General features: G+C 49.5%; 18 protein-coding genes, 1 tRNA gene and 1 riboswitch. Of the genes, 5 read left to right on the forward strand and 14 right to left on the reverse strand.

What is annotated here, in order from left to right; genetic code table 11:
• Positions 1-23: 23 nt before the first annotated feature.
• From WG31_RS07735 to WG31_RS07750, 4 genes are read right to left on the reverse strand one after another with little or no spacing between them, the layout of a single operon-like run.
• Positions 24-1,040, reverse strand: coding sequence for a bifunctional enoyl-CoA hydratase/phosphate acetyltransferase (locus WG31_RS07735; RefSeq protein ID WP_063354154.1), 1,017 nt, complete (start codon positions 1,038-1,040; stop codon positions 24-26).
• An 8-nt stretch (positions 1,041-1,048) separates the two neighbouring features.
• The gene (locus WG31_RS07740) at positions 1,049-2,059 is read right to left on the reverse strand and encodes a dihydroorotate dehydrogenase-like protein (RefSeq protein WP_063354155.1); all 1,011 of its coding nucleotides are present in this window, start codon (positions 2,057-2,059) and stop codon (positions 1,049-1,051) included.
• Positions 2,060-2,076: 17 nt separating this feature from the next.
• Entirely contained in the window at positions 2,077-5,664 is a 3,588-nt protein-coding gene (gene nifJ, locus WG31_RS07745; protein ID WP_063354156.1) for a pyruvate:ferredoxin (flavodoxin) oxidoreductase, read from the reverse strand.
• Position 5,665: 1 nt separating this feature from the next.
• Complete coding sequence (locus WG31_RS07750; protein WP_245191476.1) at positions 5,666-7,363, reverse strand: NAD(P)-binding protein; 1,698 nt, start codon at positions 7,361-7,363, stop codon at positions 5,666-5,668.
• A 684-nt stretch (positions 7,364-8,047) separates the two neighbouring features.
• On the opposite strand from WG31_RS07750, the gene WG31_RS07755 reads away from it, so the two are divergent.
• Entirely contained in the window at positions 8,048-8,722 is a 675-nt protein-coding gene (locus WG31_RS07755) for a TetR/AcrR family transcriptional regulator (RefSeq protein WP_063354158.1), read from the forward strand.
• A gap of 9 nt (positions 8,723-8,731) precedes the next feature.
• On the opposite strand, the gene WG31_RS07760 is transcribed toward WG31_RS07755, so the two are convergent.
• Entirely contained in the window at positions 8,732-9,322 is a 591-nt protein-coding gene (locus tag WG31_RS07760) for a manganese efflux pump MntP (protein ID WP_035350768.1), read from the reverse strand.
• 6 nt (positions 9,323-9,328) lie between these two features.
• Positions 9,329-9,509: riboswitch (yybP-ykoY riboswitch) on the reverse strand.
• Between the two features lie 177 nt (positions 9,510-9,686).
• Here WG31_RS07760 and WG31_RS07765 point away from each other — a divergent pair.
• Positions 9,687-10,298, forward strand: coding sequence for a glutathione S-transferase family protein (locus WG31_RS07765; protein WP_063354159.1), 612 nt, complete (start codon positions 9,687-9,689; stop codon positions 10,296-10,298).
• 21 nt (positions 10,299-10,319) lie between these two features.
• Here the strand turns inward: WG31_RS07765 and fdhD are convergent, their stop codons facing one another.
• Complete coding sequence (gene fdhD / locus WG31_RS07770) at positions 10,320-11,162, reverse strand: formate dehydrogenase accessory sulfurtransferase FdhD (RefSeq protein ID WP_063354160.1); 843 nt, start codon at positions 11,160-11,162, stop codon at positions 10,320-10,322.
• Complete coding sequence (gene mobA, locus WG31_RS07775) at positions 11,162-11,791, reverse strand: molybdenum cofactor guanylyltransferase (RefSeq protein WP_063354923.1); 630 nt, start codon at positions 11,789-11,791, stop codon at positions 11,162-11,164. The genes fdhD and mobA overlap by 1 nt, the downstream gene beginning before the upstream one ends.
• A gap of 107 nt (positions 11,792-11,898) precedes the next feature.
• Between mobA and mobB the strand changes: the two genes are divergently transcribed.
• A complete protein-coding gene (mobB, locus tag WG31_RS07780; RefSeq protein WP_063354161.1) occupies positions 11,899-12,429 on the forward strand; it encodes a molybdopterin-guanine dinucleotide biosynthesis protein B in 531 nt (176 codons plus the stop codon).
• Here the strand turns inward: mobB and WG31_RS07785 are convergent.
• The 6 genes from WG31_RS07785 to WG31_RS07810 form a co-directional block, all read right to left on the reverse strand.
• Positions 12,426-13,685: a molybdopterin molybdotransferase MoeA gene (locus WG31_RS07785; protein WP_063354162.1), complete on the reverse strand. Its 1,260-nt coding sequence runs from the start codon at positions 13,683-13,685 to the stop codon at positions 12,426-12,428. The two genes, mobB and WG31_RS07785, sit on opposite strands and share 4 nt — an antisense overlap.
• 7 nt (positions 13,686-13,692) lie before the next feature.
• Positions 13,693-14,616, reverse strand: a complete 924-nt coding sequence (gene fdhE / locus WG31_RS07790) for a formate dehydrogenase accessory protein FdhE (RefSeq protein ID WP_063354163.1) — start codon at positions 14,614-14,616, stop codon at positions 13,693-13,695.
• Entirely contained in the window at positions 14,616-15,269 is a 654-nt protein-coding gene (locus WG31_RS07795) for a formate dehydrogenase subunit gamma (RefSeq protein ID WP_063354164.1), read from the reverse strand. The genes fdhE and WG31_RS07795 overlap by 1 nt, the downstream gene beginning before the upstream one ends.
• Positions 15,269-16,204: a formate dehydrogenase subunit beta gene (gene fdxH, locus WG31_RS07800; RefSeq protein WP_063354165.1), complete on the reverse strand. Its 936-nt coding sequence runs from the start codon at positions 16,202-16,204 to the stop codon at positions 15,269-15,271. The genes WG31_RS07795 and fdxH overlap by 1 nt, the downstream gene beginning before the upstream one ends.
• A 9-nt stretch (positions 16,205-16,213) precedes the next feature.
• Complete coding sequence (gene fdnG, locus WG31_RS07805) at positions 16,214-19,267, reverse strand: formate dehydrogenase-N subunit alpha (protein ID WP_082823168.1); 3,054 nt, start codon at positions 19,265-19,267, stop codon at positions 16,214-16,216.
• A gap of 371 nt (positions 19,268-19,638) precedes the next feature.
• Positions 19,639-19,712, reverse strand: a tRNA-Gln gene (locus WG31_RS07810).
• A 194-nt stretch (positions 19,713-19,906) separates the two neighbouring features.
• Between WG31_RS07810 and WG31_RS07815 the strand changes: the two genes are divergently transcribed.
• Positions 19,907-21,031, forward strand: coding sequence for a Ppx/GppA phosphatase family protein (locus tag WG31_RS07815; protein ID WP_245191477.1), 1,125 nt, complete (start codon positions 19,907-19,909; stop codon positions 21,029-21,031).
• Entirely contained in the window at positions 21,028-21,819 is a 792-nt protein-coding gene (locus tag WG31_RS07820; protein ID WP_006117202.1) for an RlmE family RNA methyltransferase, read from the forward strand. Before WG31_RS07815 ends, WG31_RS07820 begins: the two co-directional genes overlap by 4 nt.
• Before the next feature lie 26 nt (positions 21,820-21,845).
• Here WG31_RS07820 and WG31_RS07825 read toward each other — a convergent pair whose 3' ends face one another.
• Positions 21,846-22,739, reverse strand: coding sequence for an ROK family protein (locus WG31_RS07825; protein WP_063354166.1), 894 nt, complete (start codon positions 22,737-22,739; stop codon positions 21,846-21,848).
• Between the last annotated feature and the right edge of the window lie 99 nt (positions 22,740-22,838).

Below are 22,838 nucleotides of genomic sequence, written 5' to 3' on the forward strand. Positions count from 1 at the left end.
TTTTCCTTGTTATAAGGCGACGTTCAGCCCTGCCCACCAGCAAGATGATGAACATAAAGCGCCCCAATGGCTATGGAAGCCAGACGCGCCTGTACACTGTTTGCTCGACTGGTGAGTAATACGGGAACGGCTGCCCCCAAAACAATGCCTGCGGAATCTGCGCCAGACATAAAAATCATGTTTTTTGCCAGCATATTACCGGATTCCAGATCCGGGGCCACCAGAATTTGCGCACGTCCTGCTACGGGTGAAACAATGTTTTTTATTTTTGCAGCCTCAATACTTACTGCGTTATCCATCGCCAAGGGCCCGTCCAAAACACCTCCTTGTATTTGCCCACGTTCTGCCATCTTGCATAAACATGCAGCATCAACTGTTCCGGGTATTTTGGAATTAACCGTTTCCACTGCAGAAAGAATAGCAACGCGTGGGACACCCAAACCCAGCCCGTTGTGTAGGTCTATCGCGTTTTGAACAATATCGCGCTTTACATCCAGATCCGGGAAAATATTGATGGCTGCATCTGTTACAAACAGTAAATCTTTATACCCGGGCACAGCCAATACAAAAACATGGCTAATACGCCTGTTGGTGCGTAAACCACTCTCTGCTTCAACAATTGCATGCATAAAAACATCTGTATGCAGGCTGCCTTTCATCAACGCTTTTACGCGCCCTTCCCTTACCAAAGTCGTTGCTTTCTGGGCAGCTTCTGCTGGTGTTGTGGCATCAATAAAAACAGCCTTATCCAATGCAATACCACTTGCCTGTGCCACAGATACGATTGCGCTTTTATCACCTATCAAGACAGGCTCTATAATATCCCGTTGTGCCGCATCCATTGCACCTTCAAGGGCGTGTTCTTCACACGGCCAGACAATACCGACAGGTACCTGCCCCGGCAATTGAACAGCGCGTGAGACCAATTGCTCAAATGCCTGATGGCTGCTTGACGCTGCACTGCCCGGCATTTCCCCAGTATCATGCGCATATTGTGAAGTCTGCGTCTTGCTGGAAAGGATCTTGTGCATATCATTCATCTTCACAATTATCCGGCAATATCAGTGAAATGAGCAGATAAAATGTGCCTATACTGCGTGCGCAGAAAATCTTCAGCTTGGGTTGCTGTGCCTCTGACTGCCATGCGCCCTTTAAATTCCTTTACAGACACCAGTTTCTGCACAGACATCCATTCACGCAGTTCTTCCAGAAGGGTTGAGATATAGCTCGGCCCCTGCTGCAACAGCACGGATGTCACCATCGCTATGTCACCCCCAGCCAGCAGGCATTTGGCAACATCCGTACCAGAATGCACGCCACCAGAAATGGCCAAATCAGCCTGACAATGTTCTGAAAGCAGCGCAGCCCACATCAGCGGAAGCCGTAATTCGTAAGCAGAACTGGGAATAAAATCCACCTCTGCGCTATCTGTTAAGGAACGCAACCCCGGCTCATAAAAACTGTTGAACAGAACTATACCATCCGCTCCGTTTTCCGATAATCGCTTCACCATATTGCCCAGTGAGCTGAAAAAGGGAGAAAGCTTAACGCTGACTGGAACCTTAACCTGTGCTCGTACATCCCGTAATATCTGTATGCAACGTTCTTCCACCTGCGCGCCTGTTTCATCCGGATTGGTTGGAATATGCCAAAAGTTCAGCTCTATTGCAGATGCCCCCGCCTGCTCCATATCCTTGGCAAAACGCAGCCAACCCGCTGGTGTGCAGCCATTAAGGCTGGCAATAATAGGCACGCCCGCCCTTTCTGACGCACTGCGCAACACAGCCAGCCTTCCATCCAGCGGAGAAGCATGAGGCATGACAGGAAAATACCCTGCCGCTTCTGGATGAGAGTTTTCTCCCGTTTCCCACAAAGCAGCTTCTGCCAGTTCCTGCGCTCGAATGTCTTCCTCAAACACAGAGGCCATAACAATGGCAGAAGCCCCGGCATCTGCCACGCGCAAAATGCCTTCCAGATCTGCCGTTAACGGAGATGCAGAAGCTACAACGGGATGGGCCAATTCCAGCCCAAGATAGTGTGTACGAATATCCATGACCATAATGCTCCCGTATCGCCTCAGTTCACATCTTCCCAATGCGGAAGGAAGCGGCTGCCATCACGTGCAGCCATATCTTCGTAAATCCGGTAGCGCTCATTGGCTGCCGCCTGCGCCTGATGCAACAAATGCGCGGCACTTTGTGGATGCGTGCGAGTAAGCGTTTTGTAGCGCAGTTCCCGATACGCATAATCTTCCAATGGAATACGTGGGCGGGTTGAATCAAGCCGGAACGGATTAAGCCCACTTTTGCGCATGGTGGGGTCAAACCGGAACAACGGCCAATACCCCGATGCCACGGCACGTGCCTGTTGCTTCATACCTGTGCGCATATCTATGCCATGTGCAATACACTGCGAATACGCCAGGATAAGAGATGGCCCTTCATACGCTTCTGCTTCTCGCATTGCGATAATAGCCTGCTCCGGATTAGCCCCTAGTGCAATTTGGGCCACATACACATTGCCGTAAGCAATGGTCTGCAAGGCCAGATCCTTCCGCGGCACACGTTTGCCACCTGCCGCAAATTTGGCAGAGGCGCCCAACGGTGTTGCTTTGGAGGATTGCCCACCCGTGTTGGAGTACACCTCCGTATCCAGCACAATCACGTTTACATTACGCCCTTGAGCCAACACATGGTCTAGGCCGCCGTAATCAATATCGTACGCCCAGCCATCGCCTCCAACAATCCAGATAGAACGTCGGATTAGAAAATCTGCCACAGAAAGTAACATGGCGGCATCAGGCGTGTTTACACCCTCTAACTTGCTACGCAGCGCGCCTACGCGCTCACGCTGTAGCGCAAATTCACTTTCTGTTATCTGGGACGCATTCAGGATAGCCGTTGCCAGATCCTGCCCCACGACCTGAGCCTGTTTTTGCAACAACTGCCGTGCCAAAGATTCCTGCTTATCTGCGGCCAGACGAAAGCCAAGGCCAAATTCTGCATTGTCTTCAAACAGGGAGTTCGACCAAGCAACCCCACGCCCCTGGGCGTTGGATTTCCATGCATGTGCTGGAGTATTTCCCGCATAAATGGCCGAACAACCTGTGGCGTTGGCAATCTGCAACCTATCTCCAAACAGTTGAGAGATCAGTTTCAGGTAAGGTGTTTCACCACATCCTGCGCATGCTCCGCTGAATTCGAATAGAGGTTCCAAAAACTGCACGCCGCGTACGTTGGCTTCGTTAATGGCTGCCCGGTTTACTTCTGGAAGGTGTTCAAAAAACGCAATATTCCCACGTTCTTGTTCCAGAATAGGCAATTTTTCTCCCATGTTGATGGCACGCGTTTTACCATCTGGGCTAATTTCCGGGCAGTTTTCAACACACACACCACAGCCTGTGCAGTCTTCCACATAAAATTGGAGTGTAAAGCGGGCATCTGGATAACCACGAGCATTCACCGGAGCAGATTTGAAGCTTGCTGGAGCGCCTGTCAGATCCTTGTCTTCGTAAGTTTTGGCACGAATGACACTATGGGGGCATACAATACTACACTGGCCGCACTGGATACATGTATCCGGGTTCCAGATTGGCACCTCTACGGCAATATTTCGCTTTTCGTACTGCGTTGTACCACCGGGGAAAGTGCCATCTGCCGGAATATGACTTACAGGAATACTCTCGCCCCTGCCCGCCATAATTTCTGCAGTCACCTGCTGCACAAACAATGGCGCTGATGGAGGCACAACCGGCGGCATGGGCAATGTGCCATCAGCCTTGGCGGGCACAGCAACTTCATGCAGCGCCGCTACAGCGGCATCTACTGCACGGAAGTTAAGCTGCACAATGCTATCACCCTTTGCGCCATATGTTTTCTGAATAGACTTTTTAATTTCTGCAATAGCTTCATCAGATGGCAAAACGTTGGAGAGATGGAAGAAGCATGTTTGCAAAATAGTATTAACGCGTGGCCCCAAACCAAGCTTAAGCGCAACGTCTGATGCATCAATTACAAAAAACCGCAGTTTTTTATTAACGATCTGATCCTGCACTTTACGCGGCAGTTGCTCCCAAACCTTATCGGCTGCATAGGGGCTGTTCAGCAGAAAAGTAGCTCCATTATTAGCAGCACCCAGAATATCGCGCCTGAACAGAAAATCGAACTTATGGCAGGCTACAAAGTCAGCATGCCGGATAAGGTAAGGTGCCTGAATGGGAGATTTACCAAACCGCAGATGAGATGCTGTTTCTGCCCCAGATTTATGGGAATCATAATCAAAATAAGCCTGAGCATACCAGCCCGGTTTTTCGCTTAGAATTTTAACACTGTTCTTATTAGCCCCAACTGTGCCATCCGCACCAAGGCCATAAAACAGACAGCGCACTGTGCTTTCTGGTTCTATGTCAAAAGTTTCATCATATTCCAGATGAGTATGGGAAACGTCATCTATAATCCCCACCGTAAAATGATTTTTGGGTGTGGGCTTCTTCAATTCATCAAAAACGGCTCGCGCCATAGCCGGGCTGAAATCACGCGAGGAAAGCCCATAGCGCCCACCAATTACGCGCGGCATATGCGAGAACTGGCCATTCCCCCCCCCCTCTGCCAGCACGCCCAAAATATCTGCATGCAAAGGCTCCATAGGGGCGCCGGGCTCTTTTGTCCGATCCAGCACGGCAATAGATTTTACACTTGCTGGCAAGGCTTTTAAAAAATGCTCCGCAGAAAATGGCCGGAACAGGCGCACATGCAACGCCCCCACTTTCTCGCCATGCGCGTTCAGCCATTTTGCAGTTTCCCGCACCACTTCAGAACCAGACCCCATGGAAATAACCACACGTTCTGCATCTGGCGCACCTGTGTAATGAAACAGATCGTATTGACGGCCTGTTAGCGATGCAAACTTATCCATAGCTTCCTGCACAATGGCAGGTACACGCTCGTAAAACGGATTAACCGCTTCTCTGGTTTGGAAATAGGTATCCGGGTTCTGCCACGTCCCGCGGATAAACGGATGTTCCGGGTTAAGCGCCCTTTGCCGATGCGCATGCACCAGCCGATCATCTATCATCTGGCGGATAACATTATCCGGCACCACAGAAAGGCTGTTGTATTCGTGCGAAGTGCGGAAGCCATCTGCAAAATGGATAAAAGGAATACGTGCAGCCAAAGTGGCGACCTGTGCAACCAGCGCCAGATCGTGAGATTCCTGCACAGACCCCGCACCCAGCATAGCAAACCCTGTTGTACGGGCCGCCATGATATCCTGATGATCACCAAAAATAGAGGACGCACCCGCAGCTAATGCGCGCGCTGCCACATAGAACACAGTTGATGTGAGCTCGCCTGCAATTTTGAACATGTTGGGCAGCATGAGCATGAGACCCTGAGAGGCCGTAAAAGTTGTGGTAAGTGCCCCGGTTTGCAAAGCACCATGCACACACCCGGCAGCGCCGCCTTCTGCCTGCATTTCCTGCACAACAGGCACTTCTCCCCAGATATTCTGCACGCCTTGGTCAGACCACGTATCTGCTAGTTCTGCCATAGGGGAAGACGGCGTAATGGGGTAAATCGCACAAACTTCGTTCACACGATAAGCAATATGCGCAACAGATGTATTGCCATCCATTGTCTGGAGTTGTTCAGCCATGACATTCTCCATTTTATGCACGCACCTTGAAGCGTGTAGGCATAATTGGCTCACCCAAACTTCCCTTTGTTGGCGTGGCCTCTACTGGTTCAGGGTTCATCTCAATGGCATGGCAAGGGCACTGTTCTGCGCAAACTGCGCAACCGGTGCACAGATCCATCTCAACCGCATATCCCTTCCCCGGCCCTAGCCGCGTAATAGCTTGTTCGGGGCAAGAGGCATAACAATTGTCGCATTCAAAGCAATTGCCACAGGAAAGGCATCTACCGGCTTCATAACGTGCTGTTTTTTCATCCAAACCGGCGAATATTTCATCAAACCCGGCCCGTTCCGTTAAGGGGCGCTCGGGCTGCTTGCTTCGGTCTGCCTGCGCGTAATCTGGCAGGTGCAGCATATCGAATGAGACAAGCGGATGTGCCGCAGGGTGCACATAATGACGCCCGGCCAAATAAGCATCTATGGCACGTGCTGCAAGCTTGCCGTGGCCTGTTGCGGTTGTCATGGTGCGTGCGCCACCTATGCAATCTCCGCCGGCAAAAATGCCATCCTGCCCTGTTATGAGCGTTGCGGCATCTACAACAACCGTATCACTCGTACTTATGGTGATAGCTGGCGCTGTTTTAAGCAAAGCCAGATCACTATGCTCTCCAACGGCCATAACCACTGCATCCGCTGGCAAATGTGTTGTCTGCCCCGTTGGGGTTACGCTGCCATCTGGGTTCATGGTCACTTTTTCAACTGTGACCCCATCTGCACCAAAATGGTCTGCAACGCTTAACCATTCAATTTTAACTCCTTCTGCAAAGGCTGCATCTGCTTCGCTTGGCAAGGCTTCCATGTGCTTGGGATCATAACGGAAAATCAGAACCGTATCTTTGGCGCCCAAACGTTCTGCTGTACGGGCGGCATCCATTGCCACGTTACCCCCGCCAACAATGGCAACACTGCGGCCCAACTGGGGCGTTTCACCTTTGCTCACATCATCCAGCAAGTTCACGGCATCCACCAGTTTTTTACCATCTGTTGCTGGAATATTCAGATGGTTGGCTAACTGGGCCCCTACGGCCACAAACACGGCATCAAACCCGCCTTGCTGACGCGCTTGAGAAATATCATCAACCCGCACACCACATCGCAGCGTAACGCCCGGCATAGACGTTATTCTAGCAATTTCATCTTTCAGAGGCTGTCTCGGCAACCTGTAGGCCGGGATGCCGTGCATCATCATCCCCCCCGGCTCTGCTGCGGCTTCTCGTATTTCAACCTGATGCCCTAGTCTGGCAAGATGATAAGCGCAGGAGAGCCCTGCTGGCCCACTGCCTATAATCAGCACTTTTTTGCCCGTGGATGGAGCAGACTGAAAACGCCATCCATTCTGCACTGCCAAATCACCCAAAAAGCGCTCTACAGCATGAATGGAAACCGCATCATCCAAACTGCCCCTGTTACACCCACCTTCGCATGGGTGGTAACAGGCTCTGCCGTGTACTGCGGGCATCGGGTTATTTTCTGTAAGTGCGTACCATGCTTTTTCGTAATCTCCAGCCTGTGCATGTGCCAACCAACCTTGAATATCCTCCCCCGCAGGACAGGCATGGTTACAAGGCGGCAAAAAGTGTTTGTAAACAGGTCTTTGCCATCGAGAACTCCCAACACCTCTACGTGTTGTATCCTGCATGACCTGTGTCATGTCGTGCAGCTTTATAGTCATGTAGGTTCTCTCCCGACCCCGTGGCCATTTCAAAGTGGCCGTGCGCATGCAACGCACATTTACGGAACAGATTTCTGAAACACATGCGTGAACCGTAATGCGCTTTGTGCAGGAAGGCAAAAATCGAATAATCCGTCAACTTTAAATTGATGAAAATATCTTCTCATTTAAATTATTTTTCTTGCAAATAATTTTCATTAAAAATTATTATTCGACAATAATTCCTATTCATAAAGAAAATAAGAACCAAAATAGTGCTGTATTTTAAAAAATAATAATTTGACGTATTATTCATTTTTGTTTTCCACAAAACTCATTTTCAACACTTAACTCCGAACAAGAAAACTGCAACGATGCAGGAGCCCCCCCCCCCCCTAACGACTGCCTCTTTTTTGATGAACATCACACAACGGATCATGGTCCATAATAGTTATTTAGAAACAAACTAATAATAAGAATTAAAATAATTAATGAAAATTATATACCGATTTAATACTTAATTTATAATATTTTTTGTTTGTTTGTTCTTTTTAATGTTATATTTTTGATTGATGAAAATATTATATCCCCCTCTACAATGTATTAAAAAATATCTCTTTTTTTAATCTTATTTTATTGCCGCTTTCAGACGGAGGAATTTTACTGTAAACAAAGAGCGAGAAGGACACTGGAGTTTGTAAAAAATTGACGGAACGCCCGCAAAAGCCCGTTACCAAGGCTAAACCAACAACAACCAGACCCAAAAAGTCCTATCGCGCTTCTCAAAAACGCGAAATGACACGCGCATTCAAGCAAGATGCCTTTGAAAGCGCGGCATGGAAAGTTTTTTCTGGCATTGGCTTAGATGCAGCAACAGTTAGAGATATTGTTGCTCTTAGCAATGTCTCTCCGGGCAGTTTCTATAATTATTACAAAACCAAAGAAGCCATTTTTGATATTATCCTCGTAAAAGTTGCGCAGCGCGTAAGAGGTGCAGCACGCCAGGCACGGAGCGAAGAAGATAATCTGGATGCAATGCTCCAGAAAAGTCAGTGCGCAGCTTTCCGGGAACTTCTCAGTATCCATGGTGCTCCGCATTTTCTGGAGCTGAATCAGCACCATATCAGAGCCAAGCTTTTTAATATGAGTGAAACACGGGAAATGCTGGATGACCTGAAGCAGAACCTGCTCAGATTGGTCCCCATGAAAAATACATCTCCCGAACGCATGGATTTTATTGCAGCCGCTGTTTTAACAACAGCTCTGGAAGGGTTACTGTATATTGCGCGCAACCCTTTAGTTGATATTGATCAAACATCCCATCTTACAGCGGGTATGGCAGCGGCAGGTATCCGTGCTGCTGCTGCGGCTGCCGGCTAATTTTTTGTCTTACCCGGCAGCAGAGGTAAGATGTGTGTATAGGATAGAGCAGCCAATAAGTATAAGCGCTATCCCACCACAGATCTCTGCATAGCGGCCAATCCACACACTGGCATGCCGCCCTAGCATAACCCCTGCCGTTGCCATAACCGTGGTAACGGCACCAATAACCAAGCAGGCCGATAAAATATTCACCTGCATAACGCCTAAGCTCACCCCTACCGCTGTTGCATCTATGCTGGTTGCCAAAGCTGTTCCAACCAACCCCAACACGCCACGGCTTACAGCTTTAGGCTGTTCAACTTCAGCCGCTTCTTCTGATGCATCTTTCATTGCCAAGCGGATCATGTTGCCGCCAATACCGCAGAGCAGTGCAAAGGCTATCCAATGGTCTACTGCGGCAATCCACGTGCTTAAAGCTAACCCCAGCACCCAACCCACAACAGGTGTAATGGCCTCAAAAAACCCGAACACAGCACCAATACGCAGGGCATCATTCCAACGTGCGTGTTTAACACTGGCCCCTTTGCCAACCGCAGCAGCAAAAGCATCCACAGAAAGAGAAAGCCCCAAAACGCCAAGTGTAAAAATACCAGTCATGAGCTTGTCCAAGGGCCGCAAAACGCAAAACAGCACGCACCGCCCCCCGGCCACAGTTGAGGCAATGATGCCGTTGGTCTTGCTGGGCGTTTTTTCTAAAACGCTGTCTCCGCCATGGCCTGCTGGCCAAGTGTGTTGACGAAGACCCCTCTGCAACAGAGGGTGGCTACTCCCCAATGAACGGGGCCTCTGTATCAATATCGCCGACATTCCGCAAGAGCCTGAAAAACCGAAGGCTTTCACGCAACATATGAAGCATTCATGATAATTCGAAATAAGAAGGTGAACGCTGGGCAAAAATAGCCGTTAGTATGCTGAAGCTAAATTCTGCGTGACATAAACTCGATAAAAAGGACAAAACACTATGATAAAATTATATTACACTCCGGGTGCCTGCTCTTTAGCATCGCATATTATTTTAAATGAAACACGCCTGCCCTTCGGTCTGGAAAAAGTAAACCTGAAAACCAAGACATTGGAAGATGGTCGAGATTATCTTAAGATCAATCCACGTGGTGCTGTTCCTGCCATCGAAATTTCACCCGGCGTAGTGCTTACCCAAAACGTGGCTATTCTCCCCTATATTGGCAACCTTTCTGATATTGCCGCCTTCCGGCCAGCAGAAGGCTCATTAGATCGCTCACGTCTGCTGGAAGCTCTGGGTTTTTGTGAAGATGTGCATAGTGCTTTTGGTATACTCTTCACCCCCGATCTGCCTGATACCACACGCGCACTTTGCCAAAAAACAGTAACCCGGCGGTTGGAACAGCTTGAGCAATTGCTAGAAAGCAATGGCACAGACTATTTACTTCCTGCTGGGTTTAGTCAGCCTGATGCCCTTATGGCCGTGATTTTAAGCTGGGCCGCCCCTTTGGATATTGATCTTGCCGCTTACCCCAAAGCACGCGCATTACGAGATAAAGTGTTTAACCGCCCTGCCACACAGGCCGCCCTTAAAGCAGAAGGTTTAGTGTAAGCCAGCAACTCTCCTGCCCTGCTAGATACTTTCTTGATCCTGTGGGGCAGGAGAAACCATATACATACCGGTTGTACGTGCTGGAGAAATCAACACCAACCCTGCAGCACGCGCGGTACGCACAGCAAGCGCCGTAGGCGCAGAAAGAGACACCACGGCGGACATGCCAGCAGCAACAGCTTTTGCGGCCATCTCATAAGAACAGCGGCTCGTTAAAAAACAAAACCCCTGCGTGAAATCTAGTTGATGCCTGAGCCCATATCCTATCAGCTTATCCAAGGCATTATGGCGGCCAACGTCCTCTCGCATATGCACAATATGTCCATTAGGCAAACACCACGCGGCAGCATGCAGCATACCAATGCCTTTATTCAAAACCTGATGGTTTCGTAAGTTTTCAAATGCTTTATGGATTGCGTTTGCATCAGGCTCCTGCCCTATTACACCACATATTTTACGGTTTGTTATGCTTTCCATGTCGGAACCACAAATCCCACACCCTGTCCGCCCTGCTATCGGACGGCGCGTGCGTGCCAGTACCTTGCGCAAGGATTCTGCATTTACGCGCACATCAGCCCGCAAGCTATCAGGCTGTGCTGTTATTTTTATTTGTCGCAAATCTGCACCGGAAGAAATAATATCTTCTGTAAAAGAAAAACCTACAATAAAATCATCTATATCATACGGTGTTATCATCATGACCGCATAATCAATACCATTGTATATTAACGCGAGAGGTGTTTCCTCTGCTACCATAAGCGTGTTGTGCTCTCGCGCCACAACTACGCTTTCATGCCCTTGCGGCCAGCTTATCCGCTCCGCTTCATACGGAAGCGCTACAGAAAAGGATATATTTTCTGCCATCACCCATTTCCTCTTGCAGCATCAACCTTACACACAGGAGCGCAATATTTTTGTGCACGCATAAGATCTTCAGGCGTGTTAATATTCATAAAAGGGTCCACTCCCTCTATTAGAGGAAAATCTACAGCACGTGCTTCCAAAACATGGGTAAGTGTACGCACACGTGTTTGATGCTTTTTATTCTCCGCCGTTAGGAAAGATAACTGTGCCGCCAACACTGGCTTGGCAGAAACAGGCCATGCTGCCACCAATGGGTGAGATTGCCCCCCACAACACGCATACGAAGGGGCTGGCACAAGTGCAGCCACAAGCCCCACAGGAATAAACGGCGTATCCACCGGTATTGTTATGAGTGTATCGTAACCGCACTTTTCTGCCCATTCCAACCCGCTTAACACCCCAGCCAATGGCCCTACATTATGTATGCTGTCTGGCAAAACAGGGCATTGCCAGGCACTAAAGCGTGCAAAATCACCATTAGCGCTAATCGCTACGGCGCTGCATTCGTGCTGCAACCGTGCAAAAACACGATCTAGAGAAAAGCCATTCCCTGTATCTAAAAATGCCTTATCCTGCCCATGCATTCGGCGCGCCTGTCCGCCTGCCAACACCAGTCCGGCTATTTTCATGTCCATTCCACCCTTTTTGAAAATATCTTTCTTGTTGATTCTAGTTTTTACTTTTTACACATTCTAAAATCTAAAGGATTTTTATATGCCTTATTGGTTTTGCAAACATGACATCTCAACGTACGCAGCTTATTTTTGGCATTATCGGCCGCAGTGGGGCCGGTAAAACGCATTTAATATCACGGTTGCTTCCTGCTTTTTGCCATCTCGGTTGGCGCGTCTCAACCATCAAGCACACGCATCATGGTGTAGATATGGACAAACCCGGCAAAGATACGTTTGTACACAGGCAAAATGGCGCTACAGAAGTTATGCTAGCCACCCCTGAACGATGGGTGCTTCAGCATGAATGCAATACCCTTCCCACTATATCTGATTTGCTCCAGCGTATGGAACCGGTAGATCTGGTACTGATAGAAGGCTTTCATGCAACTATGCCTACATGCATGGAAGTATGGAGACCCACCATAGGGAAAACCCCTTTATTCCCGCAAACGCCGGGGGTTGTTGCTATGGCATCTGACAATTCCAACATACCAAATATTCCAAACAATCTTACTGTTCTGGATCTGAATGATACAATAGCTATTGCAGCATATATTCGTGCGCACGCTTATGCGTTCAAATTACCAAACTAACTTGTAAAAGGTATCATCTGACACATATCCCCCACCTGTAGAGTTTCACCAGCCGACACTTTCACAAAACCAGTAGCCCGTGTGAGACAAAGAATATCAGAGGCCCCAACAGACGGCACAAGGCTAATAGAGTTTTCTCCCTTATTTTCTGTAAAATGCACTGGCAGAAAACAGGTTGTATCTGTTGCCGCAACATAAGAAAAACGGCTTTGCCCTTCTGTTGCTATACTTGCATTTGCCTCATACTTTTCATCCACCAGACAATGCAAAAATGGCACAACAAACAGTTGGGCACATATAGCTGCCGCTGCTGGATTTCCGGGCAGACAGAATACCATTTTCTGGCCGAGCTGCATGACTGTCATGGGCTTGCCGGGACGTATTTTAACACGTCGAAAAAGACATTTAGCCCCCATCTGGTTAAGGACAGACAAAACATGATCAGTCTGCCCAACAGAAATACCTCCCGTGGTGATAAGAATATCAGCTTCCTGCACGCACTGATAAAGGAGTTTATGCAAATCCTCCGCACTGTCTGAGCCACATACATAACGCGTGACCAATGCACCTTTACTTTGCAGCATTGCTGCTAGTAACTGTGTATTCAGTTCCGTTCGGCAATCTGTTGCTGTTGCGCCAAATTCTGCTCCATTGGCCACAACACAAATTTTGGGGCGTTTATATACAGCTACCTGTTTCTTACCTTGGTGCACCAATACAGGTAAATGCCGCCAATCCAGTTTTTGGCCGTGTTCGAGCAGCATATCACCTTTACAGAACTCCTCCCCTTTCCGCCGAACGTTCAAACCACTTCGGGCGGTCTGTTCCCGCAGATGTACACGCCCATCCATTATGGATGCGCGTTCCTGCGCCACAACACAATCAGCTCCTACAGGAAGCCGTGCCCCCGTAAGAATGCCGTATGCAACATCTTGACCCAAGGGTGGTGGAGTATCCCCCGCCGCTATTTGCCCAGCAAGAGGCAGACCTGTGTTCCCCGCTTTTTCCATATCAGCACAACGGAAGGCATACCCATCCATTGCTGAAATATCAGCTTCTGGGCGCGGCATCACTGCCCTTACATCCTCTGCAAGAATACGCCCATCTGCCTGCGCAATAGATACAAACTCTATTGGAAGTAATGGTATGTTTTGCATGCAAGCGGCAAGAAGTGCTTGTGCTTCATCATACCCCACCATATCTGGCGCTGTGCATTTTTGTTCTGGAGTGGCGGAGGCTAATAAAGAACCAACCATACAGCCATTATCCCGGAAATGAGAACGGATTCAAACCTGCGCGCGAAAACCCCTGCTGTTCTACGGCTGTATCCAAAGCAAAGCTATCCAGATCATCTGCAACGGCATCCAGATCCGGCTTATAATCCAACCGAAAAACCTTCAGATATGTTTTGCAGTCTCCACAGCTTTCGACTTGAACCGGGGCTTTTAAATCTTCAAATGTCCAGTGTTCAACATGAGCAGATGCACCGCACTCCACGCAGATACCACGCACTCTGTGCCAACGTGTCTCACACAAACTGCACTGAAGGTAACGTAGCCCCTCACGGTCTCCGCCCAATACAAGACTGGCTACCGGCTGGGCACCACAACAAGGGCATAATCTGGCCTCTCCAACAGGTTGTGTCTGTTGAATATGCTTCTGGTCTTGCCCAACAGCCTGCGCCCAAGAAACAGATAAAGCGGCCCATAGTATAACGGCTAACCCGGCATCAACCTGCGTATAATTCCCGCGTAACAAGTGGACAGCCGACTTTTTTAAAGCTGGTATATTCTGCCTGTAGCTTTCCAACATTATGCGCGTTTCTTCTGGAACAACAAACTTTACTTGCTGCACTAAAAATAAAAACGCCTGTTGCCAGTATGGTATTGCCAGAAACAACTTTTCAAGCTGATCTTGATCACATCCCTGCTTTGGCAAAGCACGAATAGCAGAACCGTCTGCCACACTCAGCGGCATATGTTTCAAAATCTGCTGCTGTGCCAAAACAAGATGAGAAAGAAATTCAAAATATCCTCCCTCCGCCTCACCCCGTTGTTCTGCCAGAAAACGTAGCCGTTTTTCCCTGCGGGTATATACAGCTTCCAGAACCGGAAAAATCAGTGGCTCAATAGCCTGCACGCCCGGCGTGCGTTTATCCAGCGGAACAATATCGGTTTCAGCACGCATCAATGTGGCCGCTTTGCAGAAGATTTTTCAGCAGGCAATACTTCCTCTTCATACCACCGATCATGATGCTGCCGCGCCCACGCACGGGATACGTAGCCTGTAATCATACCGCCAATAGAACCCCGTACCCATATGCCCATATAGATATGCCCCAACACCAACAGAATAAGCCCAAGCCCTGCAACAGAATGCGCCAGCAAAGCCAGCCGCACCACAGGGATGGAAAAATACATAGCAAAATAGGCGCGCCAGATTATTAACCCACTTACCAGAAGCAGGCTGATAAGTGACATAATGCCCCAGAACAATATCTTCTGGCCTGCATTGTATTTGCCGATCTGTAATTTCTCACCATGCTTGTTCATCAGCACATCAACAATATGGCGAAACCACGTGATATCTGTGCGCACAAACAGGTTGTGGTGCACAAAGCGCACGCACATACACATCAGCAATACAAATACTGTTATACCAAGAAACGGGTGTAGCAACCGCGCCATCTGCGGTGGCCCAAGCACATACCCAAGCCAGTTCAGGCTAGGGAAAAACCATGAGATTCCAGAAAGCGCAACCAGAAAAAAACAGGCAACCATTGTCCAATGGCAAAGCCGATCCATAAACTTTGTGCGTAGTATAAGATTTTGGGTATCCATTACGCATCACTCCCGTTCTGGTCCGGCTTTTCATCTGCCGCCATCCGTTCCTGTTCAGAAACCTTCGGCAATGTTTCATCCGTGGTATTGGGGCCAACGGCCATGTAATGTGCAAAGGCACCTGCCAACGTGGCAACAAAGCCAAGCGCACCAACTGGTTTCAGCCATTCCTTCCAGCCACGTACAACCGGGCTGATATGAGGTTCGGCTGGCAATCTGTGATAAAGAGTTGGATTATCGGCATGGGTCAGCACATACATAACATGCGTGCCGCCTACGCCCGGCGGATCATACAATCCTGCACCTTCATGCCCACGACTTTTAAGATCTTCCACACGCGTTGCCGCCAGATCTTTCATGTCTGCCTTGGAACCAAAAGATATAGCGCCGGTCGGGCAGGTTTTTACGCAAGCGGGTTCCTGCCCTACAGCAACCCTATCTGCGCATAAAGTGCATTTGTAAGCCTTGTTATCTTTTGTATTGATACGCGGAATATCAAACGGACACCCCGCAATACAATACCCACAACCAATGCATTGTTCAGACTGAAAATCCACAATGCCGTTAGCAAACTGCAAAATAGCACCCGGGCTTGGGCAGGCCTTCAGGCAGCCCGGGTCCTCACAGTGCATACATCCTTCCTTGCGCAGCAACCATTCCAGCTTGCCCCCCTCATCCTCCACTTCATCAAAGCGGATGACGGTCCATGTTTCTGCTGTTAGGTCAGCGGGATTGTCATATACACCTACGTTGTGCCCAACCTCGTCCCTTAGATCATTCCATTCCGAACAGGCAACCTGACACCCCTTGCAACCCGTGCAGAGAGAAACGTCAATCAGTTTGGCGACTTCCTGCTCATGCCGTCGCGCCTGAGGTGATGGTGTAAGCCCATTGGTGGCGGAACGGCGAATGATGTCCTGTGACTGCATGCTCATCAGCGCACCTCAGACTTTTTCAACATTAACAAGGAAGGCCTTGAACTCTGGGGTTTGAGAGTTTGCATCGCCCATGGCTGGTGTCAGTGTATTGGCTAAAAAGCCTTTACGTGTGGCACCCTTAAAACCCCAATGGCAGGGCACTCCAACCTGATCAACTTCCTGCCCCATCACATTCAGGCGTTTAAGCCGCTTGGTGACTACTGTCTTGGCCTCAATATACCCACGGCGGGAAGACACTCGCACCGTATCACCCGCGGCAATGCCCAGTTTGCCAGCAAGAGGCTCCCCTATTTCCACAAACTGCTCTGGCTGCATAATGGCGTTTAGATGTGAATGCTTTGTCCAATGCCGAAAAAGCTCTGTAATGGAATAAGTTGTGGCCACATATGGAAACTCTGACGGGCTGCCCATACGCGGTATTTCATCTGCAAATTGTCGGGCCACTGGGTTATGCCGCACCTTGCTCCCCAACGCTGGCGCCAATACCGGGCTTTCTGTTGGCTCATAATGTTCGGGGAAAGGCCCATCTACCAACGATGCCCCCGCAAAAAGACGGCTTACACCTTCACTTTGCATAATAAATGGCCCAACACCGCTACCCGGCGGAGATGTAAGCGGGTAATCAGGCACATCTGCCCCGCCCCAACGCTGGCCATTCCATTCAATAATCTTGCGGCGCGGATCCCACGGGCGCCCCTGTGGATCCAACGATGCACGATTGTAAAGCAAGCGCCTGTTTGCAGGCCAAGCCCATGCCCAACCGGGCGTATTACCCAGACCTGTATCCGTATTATCGCGCCGCGCCATCTGGTTACCGGCCTCTGTCCATGAACCAGCAAACACCCAGCAATAGCTGGCTGTTGTGCCATCATCTTTCAGCACAGAAAAATCAGGCAGCAGCTCCCCTTTTCTAACAACCACCTTGCCTGCGGCATCCTGAATATCTGCCAACGCATAACCATTCGCTTCCTGCGCCACTTCCTCTGGCGTAGGATCTTCCGGGTCCCGGTAGTTCCACTGCATATTTAGAACGGGTTCTGGGCATATCCCCCCTTCCTTCGCGTACAAAGCGCGCAACTTGGTAAAGATGGTGCCCAGAATGCGTCCATCATTCCAAGCTTCTCCTGGTGGTTGCGTGCCTGCATAATGCCACTGCAACCAACGTGCAGAATTCACCACTGAACCATTTTCTTCTGCAAAACAGGAAGAAGGCAGGCGGAAAACTTCTGTCTGGATATCTTCAGGCCTTACATCATTGTAAACGCCCTCGTTCTGCCAGAAATTGGATGTTTCTGTATCCAGCGGATCAATTGTTACAAGGAAACGCAATTTAGCTAAGCCATCACGCATACGGTTTTTATCTGGCATGGCAGCAAGCGGGTTAAAGCCCTGCGCAATGTAACCGTTGACCTTGCCTTGCTGCATACGTTCAAAATAGGCCAGCATATCGTAACTGCGGTCCCACTTTGGCAGCCAATCATACCCCCAGTTATTGGAAGCTGTGGCATGATCCCCCCATAGGGTTTTCATCAGACTTACAAAAAACTTGGGCGCATTATGCCAATAATTAACCTCCTTGGGCTCATCCGCCTTTGGGGTAACTGCCAGCAGGTAGGCATCTAATGTTTGCTGGCTGTCTTTAGGCAGATTCATATACCCGGGCAGACGCGTTGAAAGCAGCCCAAGATCCGTATAACCCTGAATGTTGGAATGTCCGCGCAAAGCATTCAGGCCGCCACCGGGCATCCCCACGTTACCCAACAGCATTTGCACCATAGATGCCGCACGAATGATCTGAGACCCGTTGGTGTGATGGGTCCAGCCCAGAGCGAACAGGAACGTAGACGTACGATCTGGCACACTCGTAGATGCCAGTGTTTCACATACGTGCAGAAAATCTTTTTCCGGCGTGCCCGTGATTTGGGAAACAAGCTCTGGCGTATAGCGGTTCGTATAGGTGCGTAAAAGATTTAGAACACAACGTGGATTTTGGAATGTTGGGTCCTGCTTGGCAAACCCTTGTTCATCGCGCTCGTAATCCCACGAGGTTGTATTGTAGCTACGCGTAGCGGCATCATACCCGGTAAACAGGCCTTCATGAAACTGAAAGTCTTCACGCACTATCAACGCGGCGTTTGTGTAGGCTTTTACATATTCATGCTGAATTTTATCGTGCGTCAGCAGATAATTGATAACACCCAACATAAAAGCGGCATCAGAACCAGCACGAATTGGCGCGTAAAAATCTGCAACGGCTGCACTTCGGTTAAACCGTGGATCAACCACCATAACCTGGGCACCATTACGGGTTTTGGCTTCCATAACCCATTTAAAACCAACAGGATGCGCCTCTGCTGGGTTGCCGCCCATAATCAGAACAACATTGGCGTTTTTGATATCCACCCAATTGTTGGTCATTGCGCCACGGCCAAAGCTGGCACCCAATGCAGAAACCGTAGGCGCATGACAAAGCCGTGCCTGACAATCCAGCCCCAGAATACCCAACGCCCGCGCAAACTTAAAATCCAGTAGTCCGGTTTCATTACTGGCGGCAGAAGATGCCAGCATACCTGTGCTCAGCCAGCGATTAACCAATTCACCTTTTTCATTCCGCTTAATGAAGTTTTTATCCCGATCATCCTTTAAAAGGCGGGCAATGCGGTCAGTCGCTTCCTTCCAGCTTACGCGTTTCCACTCTCGGCTCCCAGGGGCACGGTAAGAAGGATATTGCAGGCGTGTTTCACTGTGAATGAAATCCACCAACCCCGCACCTTTTGGGCACAAAGAACCACGGCTGACGGGATGGTCTGGATCACCTTCAATATGAAAGATGCTGGGCTTGGCATTTTTAGCGCCATCCCCCAATGCATACATAAGTAACCCGCACCCAACCGAACAATAAGTGCAGTTGTTGCGGGTTTCCTTGGCACGCAGCAGCTTGTACTGGCGCGTTTCTTGCGCCAAAGCTTTAACTGGCGGCACAAAACCAAGCGCAACAGCACTGGCACCCGCCACACATGCACCAGTATTCCGCAAAAACTCTCTGCGCCCCAAGGCCATGTAAACCACCCTGATGTTTTATTAAAAAACAGAATGAAGGTTATCTACATTTTTCTTACTGAAGCGTCTTTGATCCGGATCATATTATTTTATCTTTTAACTGTATTTACAAGAATACAGACATCCAACAACTTAATTAAATATCTTATGCTTATTGAATATTTAAGTTAAAACTCCATAAGAACAAATGAATACTGTGCATATCCAAACACAACACCATTTACAGAAACACAAGAGAGTTATTTTGTTTTTCTGGATGAAATTTCTGTCTATTCTCAAATATTACTTGGCAAACAAATAAGACCGCAACACCAATAAATATTAGCATTGAGAAGTATTGCTTGATATAAATATTATTTCTCAGAAAAAATTGGCTGGGGGACCTGGATTCGAACCAGGGCTGACCGGGTCAGAGCCGGTAGTTCTACCGCTAAACTATCCCCCAGCAAACTGGGCCTTACAGAAACTCTTTAAAGAGCGCTCCCGTTCGGTGAGGCTCATCTAGCATTCCACTTCAGGGCATGCAACCCCCTTTTCCAAAAGAATTTTCATTTTGTCACATATTTGTCTTGCTCCCTGCGCGTGAGAGCCCAAAATAAGAAACAATATGGTTTAACCTCTTGTTTAAGGACCGGACAGATGGATCGTCCCCCCCCCTGGACCGGCCGGTCTGGTAGATTTGTGTCGGCCTCTCCACCTTATAGTGGAGAGGAAGATCTTTTTGCCGCACTCGATCTGGGAACAAATAACTGCCGCTTAATGGTTGCAACCCAAACAGCAGGCGGCTTTAGGGTTGTTGATAGTTATAGCCGTATGGTGCGGCTTGGAGAAGGCCTGCATCACACCGGAAAACTGCATAAAGCTGCCATGGAACGCACCATGGAAGCACTGCAAACATGCGCAGAGCGTTTAAGCAGATGGCCTGTTCGAGAAATCCGTGCCGTGGCGACAGAAGCATGCCGACGCGCAAAAAACGGACAAACCTTTCTTCAGCAGGTTCACCAGCAAACGGGGTTTGATATCAAGATCATTTCCGGACGGGAAGAAGCCTGCCTTGCGGTAGAAAGCTGCTCCAATCTGCTACACAACCCACGCTTTGGGCCTCCCCGCAATCGGGCTTTACTGTTTGATATTGGCGGCGGCTCAACCGAAATTGCATGGGTGCGCACAGATTCCACGCGTCAGACAGAAGAACTCATCGGCTATCTCAGCTTACCGGTTGGTGTCATCACACTTTCCGAGCAGTTTGGCCACGCATACAGCACGGATGATCGGGCTTATCGTAAAATGGTGGAACATACGCGCCACCATCTGCGTGAGTTTGAGAACGTCTATCGGATCAAACCGGAAATCAGGCGCAAACAAACACGCCTGATAGGTACCAGCGGCACAGTCACAACGCTTGCCAGCCTTATCTTAAATTTGCCGCGCTACGCACGTGCAGCAGTAGATGGCTCCCTACTCCCAGCATCCAGCGCCAGATTGGCTGTGCGCACTTTGCAAAAAATGGGTGCTGATGGCATTGCCCGCCACCCATGCATTGGCCCAGATCGTGCGCCTTTTGTTTTGCCCGGCTGCGCCATCTTTGAGGCCATTCATGATGTCTGGCCAGTAGAAGATATTATTGTTGCAGACAGAGGGCTGCGCGATGGCATGGTTTTGCGTATGATCCGTGGCAAATCGGGGATGACTTCTCGCCGCAATCGTGCGTCTTTATCTATCCCCCCTCACCTTCGCCACTCCATGCAGGCAACAGGCTTATGACTGAAAAGAAAAACCTCCCTACTGGCAGCTCAACGTTGCGCGTGCCTGGCCGTGCCCGCAAGAGCAGCGCAACACCCGGCAGCCGTTTAGTGCAAAACGATTCTGATGCTCCGCAAAAAATGCGTGCGCAATCGGTTTCATTACGCACAGCACGAGGCCGCACGACAGCCCAGCAACGCTGGCTCTCTCGGCAATTGAATGATCCTTACGTGCAGGCCGCTCATAAACAGGGCTGGCGTTCGCGCGCGGCGTTCAAGCTGATTGAACTTGATGATCGCTTCCACCTTATTCGCCCAGGCATGCGCATTGTAGACCTTGGCGCAGCCCCCGGTGGATGGACACAGGTTCTGGTTAAACGCGGCGCGGCGCAAGTTGTAGGGGTGGATCTTCTGCCTGTGGAGCCCGTAACCGGTGCAGAAATTATTGAAGGCGATTTTACAGACCCAGAAATGGATGCACGCCTTATTTCCATGCTGGGCGGCAAAGCTGATCTGGTTGTTTCTGACATGGCCCCCAATACAACGGGCCACGCCCCAACAGACCATGTACGGATTATTGGGTTAGCAGAAGAAGCCTTACACTTTGCTTTTGATATTCTGGCAGAAGGCGGTGGGTTTGTTGCTAAGGTGTTTCAGGGCGGCTCCGAAAAAGCCATGCTCAACACCATGAAACAGGCCTTTACGCAGGTTCGGCACGCCAAACCGCCCGCAAGCCGTAAAGATTCTAGCGAGCTTTACGTGGTTGCAACAGGGTTTCGTCCAGACCGCATCACTGCGCAGACCGCATAGTTTCTACGCGGTCTGCGGCCTCTTTATTAGCCCCAAAGCCAAGCAGCACCTCTTACGCCTGAGCTATCACCGTGCTTGTTTTTCAACAACTCTGTCTTGCACTCAGGCGTAATCACATAGCGCTTCATAGCATCCGGCACACGTTCATACAGGCATCTCAGGTTTGAAACTCCGCCACCCAGAACAATTGCATCCGGATCAATAATATTCACGATAAGAGCGCAGGCGCGGCCTAGCCTATCTACATACAAATCCAAGGCGCGTTGGGCCGCAATGTCACCAGCGGCAGCCGCATCCTCAATACCCTGCACGCTGCGGTTCCCCGGCCCTTGCCAAGCTTCTGCCAAAGCTGGCCCGCATAGAAAACGCTCCAGACAACCCGAATTACCACAAAAGCATTTTGGCATGGGGAATTCATCCTCCCTCACCCACGGCAAAGGTATGTGTCCCCATTCTCCGGCAATATCATGCAAGCCTTTTAAGGGCTTACCATCAACAATAATACCACCGCCCATGCCGGAACCAAGAATCACACCAAACACTACATGGCGTCCGGCTGCTGCTCCATCAGTTGCTTCCGACAAAGCAAAGCAGTTGGCATCATTTTCAACACGAACGGGAAACCCTAAAACATCCTGCAAATCATCTGCAAAAGGTTGACCATTCAGCCATGTCGCATTCGCATTTTTTACAAGGCGGGTATGCGCATCTACAGCACCGGGAATGCCAACCCCAACAGTGGCATACGGATTTGTGCGGCTATGCGCATCATCAACCAATTTTTTCACGTCACTTAGCAAACCCTGATACGTACCAGGGTTGCTCACACGATGCCGCAAAACCACCTGCCCTTCGGCATCAAGAGCGACGATTTCGATCTTGGTGCCCCCAATATCGATTCCCAGACGGTAGTCCGACATACTTTTAACCTGCTGTTTTTATTAAACTTTTAACAGAATGTTTCCTGTTGCAAAAGAAAGTGGCACACTTTGCAAACAACATGCCACCAACCTCCTACG

This window comes from Acetobacter oryzifermentans, from assembly GCF_001628715.1.
Lineage (GTDB): Bacteria > Pseudomonadota > Alphaproteobacteria > Acetobacterales > Acetobacteraceae > Acetobacter > Acetobacter oryzifermentans.

Coding starts and splice junctions, on each gene's coding strand:
- WG31_RS07735 (WP_063354154.1), bottom strand. CDS start 1,040: ATGAATGATATGCACAAGATCCTTTCCAGCAAGACGCAGACTTCACAA.
- WG31_RS07740 (WP_063354155.1), bottom strand. CDS start 2,059: ATGGTCATGGATATTCGTACACACTATCTTGGGCTGGAATTGGCCCAT.
- nifJ (WP_063354156.1), bottom strand. CDS start 5,664: ATGGAGAATGTCATGGCTGAACAACTCCAGACAATGGATGGCAATACA.
- WG31_RS07750 (WP_245191476.1), bottom strand. CDS start 7,363: ATGACTATAAAGCTGCACGACATGACACAGGTCATGCAGGATACAACA.
- WG31_RS07760 (WP_035350768.1), bottom strand. CDS start 9,322: ATGACTGGTATTTTTACACTTGGCGTTTTGGGGCTTTCTCTTTCTGTG.
- WG31_RS07765 (WP_063354159.1), top strand. CDS start 9,687: ATGATAAAATTATATTACACTCCGGGTGCCTGCTCTTTAGCATCGCAT.
- fdhD (WP_063354160.1), bottom strand. CDS start 11,162: ATGGCAGAAAATATATCCTTTTCTGTAGCGCTTCCGTATGAAGCGGAG.
- mobA (WP_063354923.1), bottom strand. CDS start 11,791: ATGAAAATAGCCGGACTGGTGTTGGCAGGCGGACAGGCGCGCCGAATG.
- mobB (WP_063354161.1), top strand. CDS start 11,899: ATGACATCTCAACGTACGCAGCTTATTTTTGGCATTATCGGCCGCAGT.
- WG31_RS07785 (WP_063354162.1), bottom strand. CDS start 13,685: ATGGTTGGTTCTTTATTAGCCTCCGCCACTCCAGAACAAAAATGCACA.
- fdhE (WP_063354163.1), bottom strand. CDS start 14,616: ATGCGTGCTGAAACCGATATTGTTCCGCTGGATAAACGCACGCCGGGC.
- WG31_RS07795 (WP_063354164.1), bottom strand. CDS start 15,269: ATGGATACCCAAAATCTTATACTACGCACAAAGTTTATGGATCGGCTT.
- fdxH (WP_063354165.1), bottom strand. CDS start 16,204: ATGAGCATGCAGTCACAGGACATCATTCGCCGTTCCGCCACCAATGGG.
- fdnG (WP_082823168.1), bottom strand. CDS start 19,267: ATGGCCTTGGGGCGCAGAGAGTTTTTGCGGAATACTGGTGCATGTGTG.
- WG31_RS07815 (WP_245191477.1), top strand. CDS start 19,907: ATGGATCGTCCCCCCCCCTGGACCGGCCGGTCTGGTAGATTTGTGTCG.
- WG31_RS07820 (WP_006117202.1), top strand. CDS start 21,028: ATGACTGAAAAGAAAAACCTCCCTACTGGCAGCTCAACGTTGCGCGTG.
- WG31_RS07825 (WP_063354166.1), bottom strand. CDS start 22,739: ATGTCGGACTACCGTCTGGGAATCGATATTGGGGGCACCAAGATCGAA.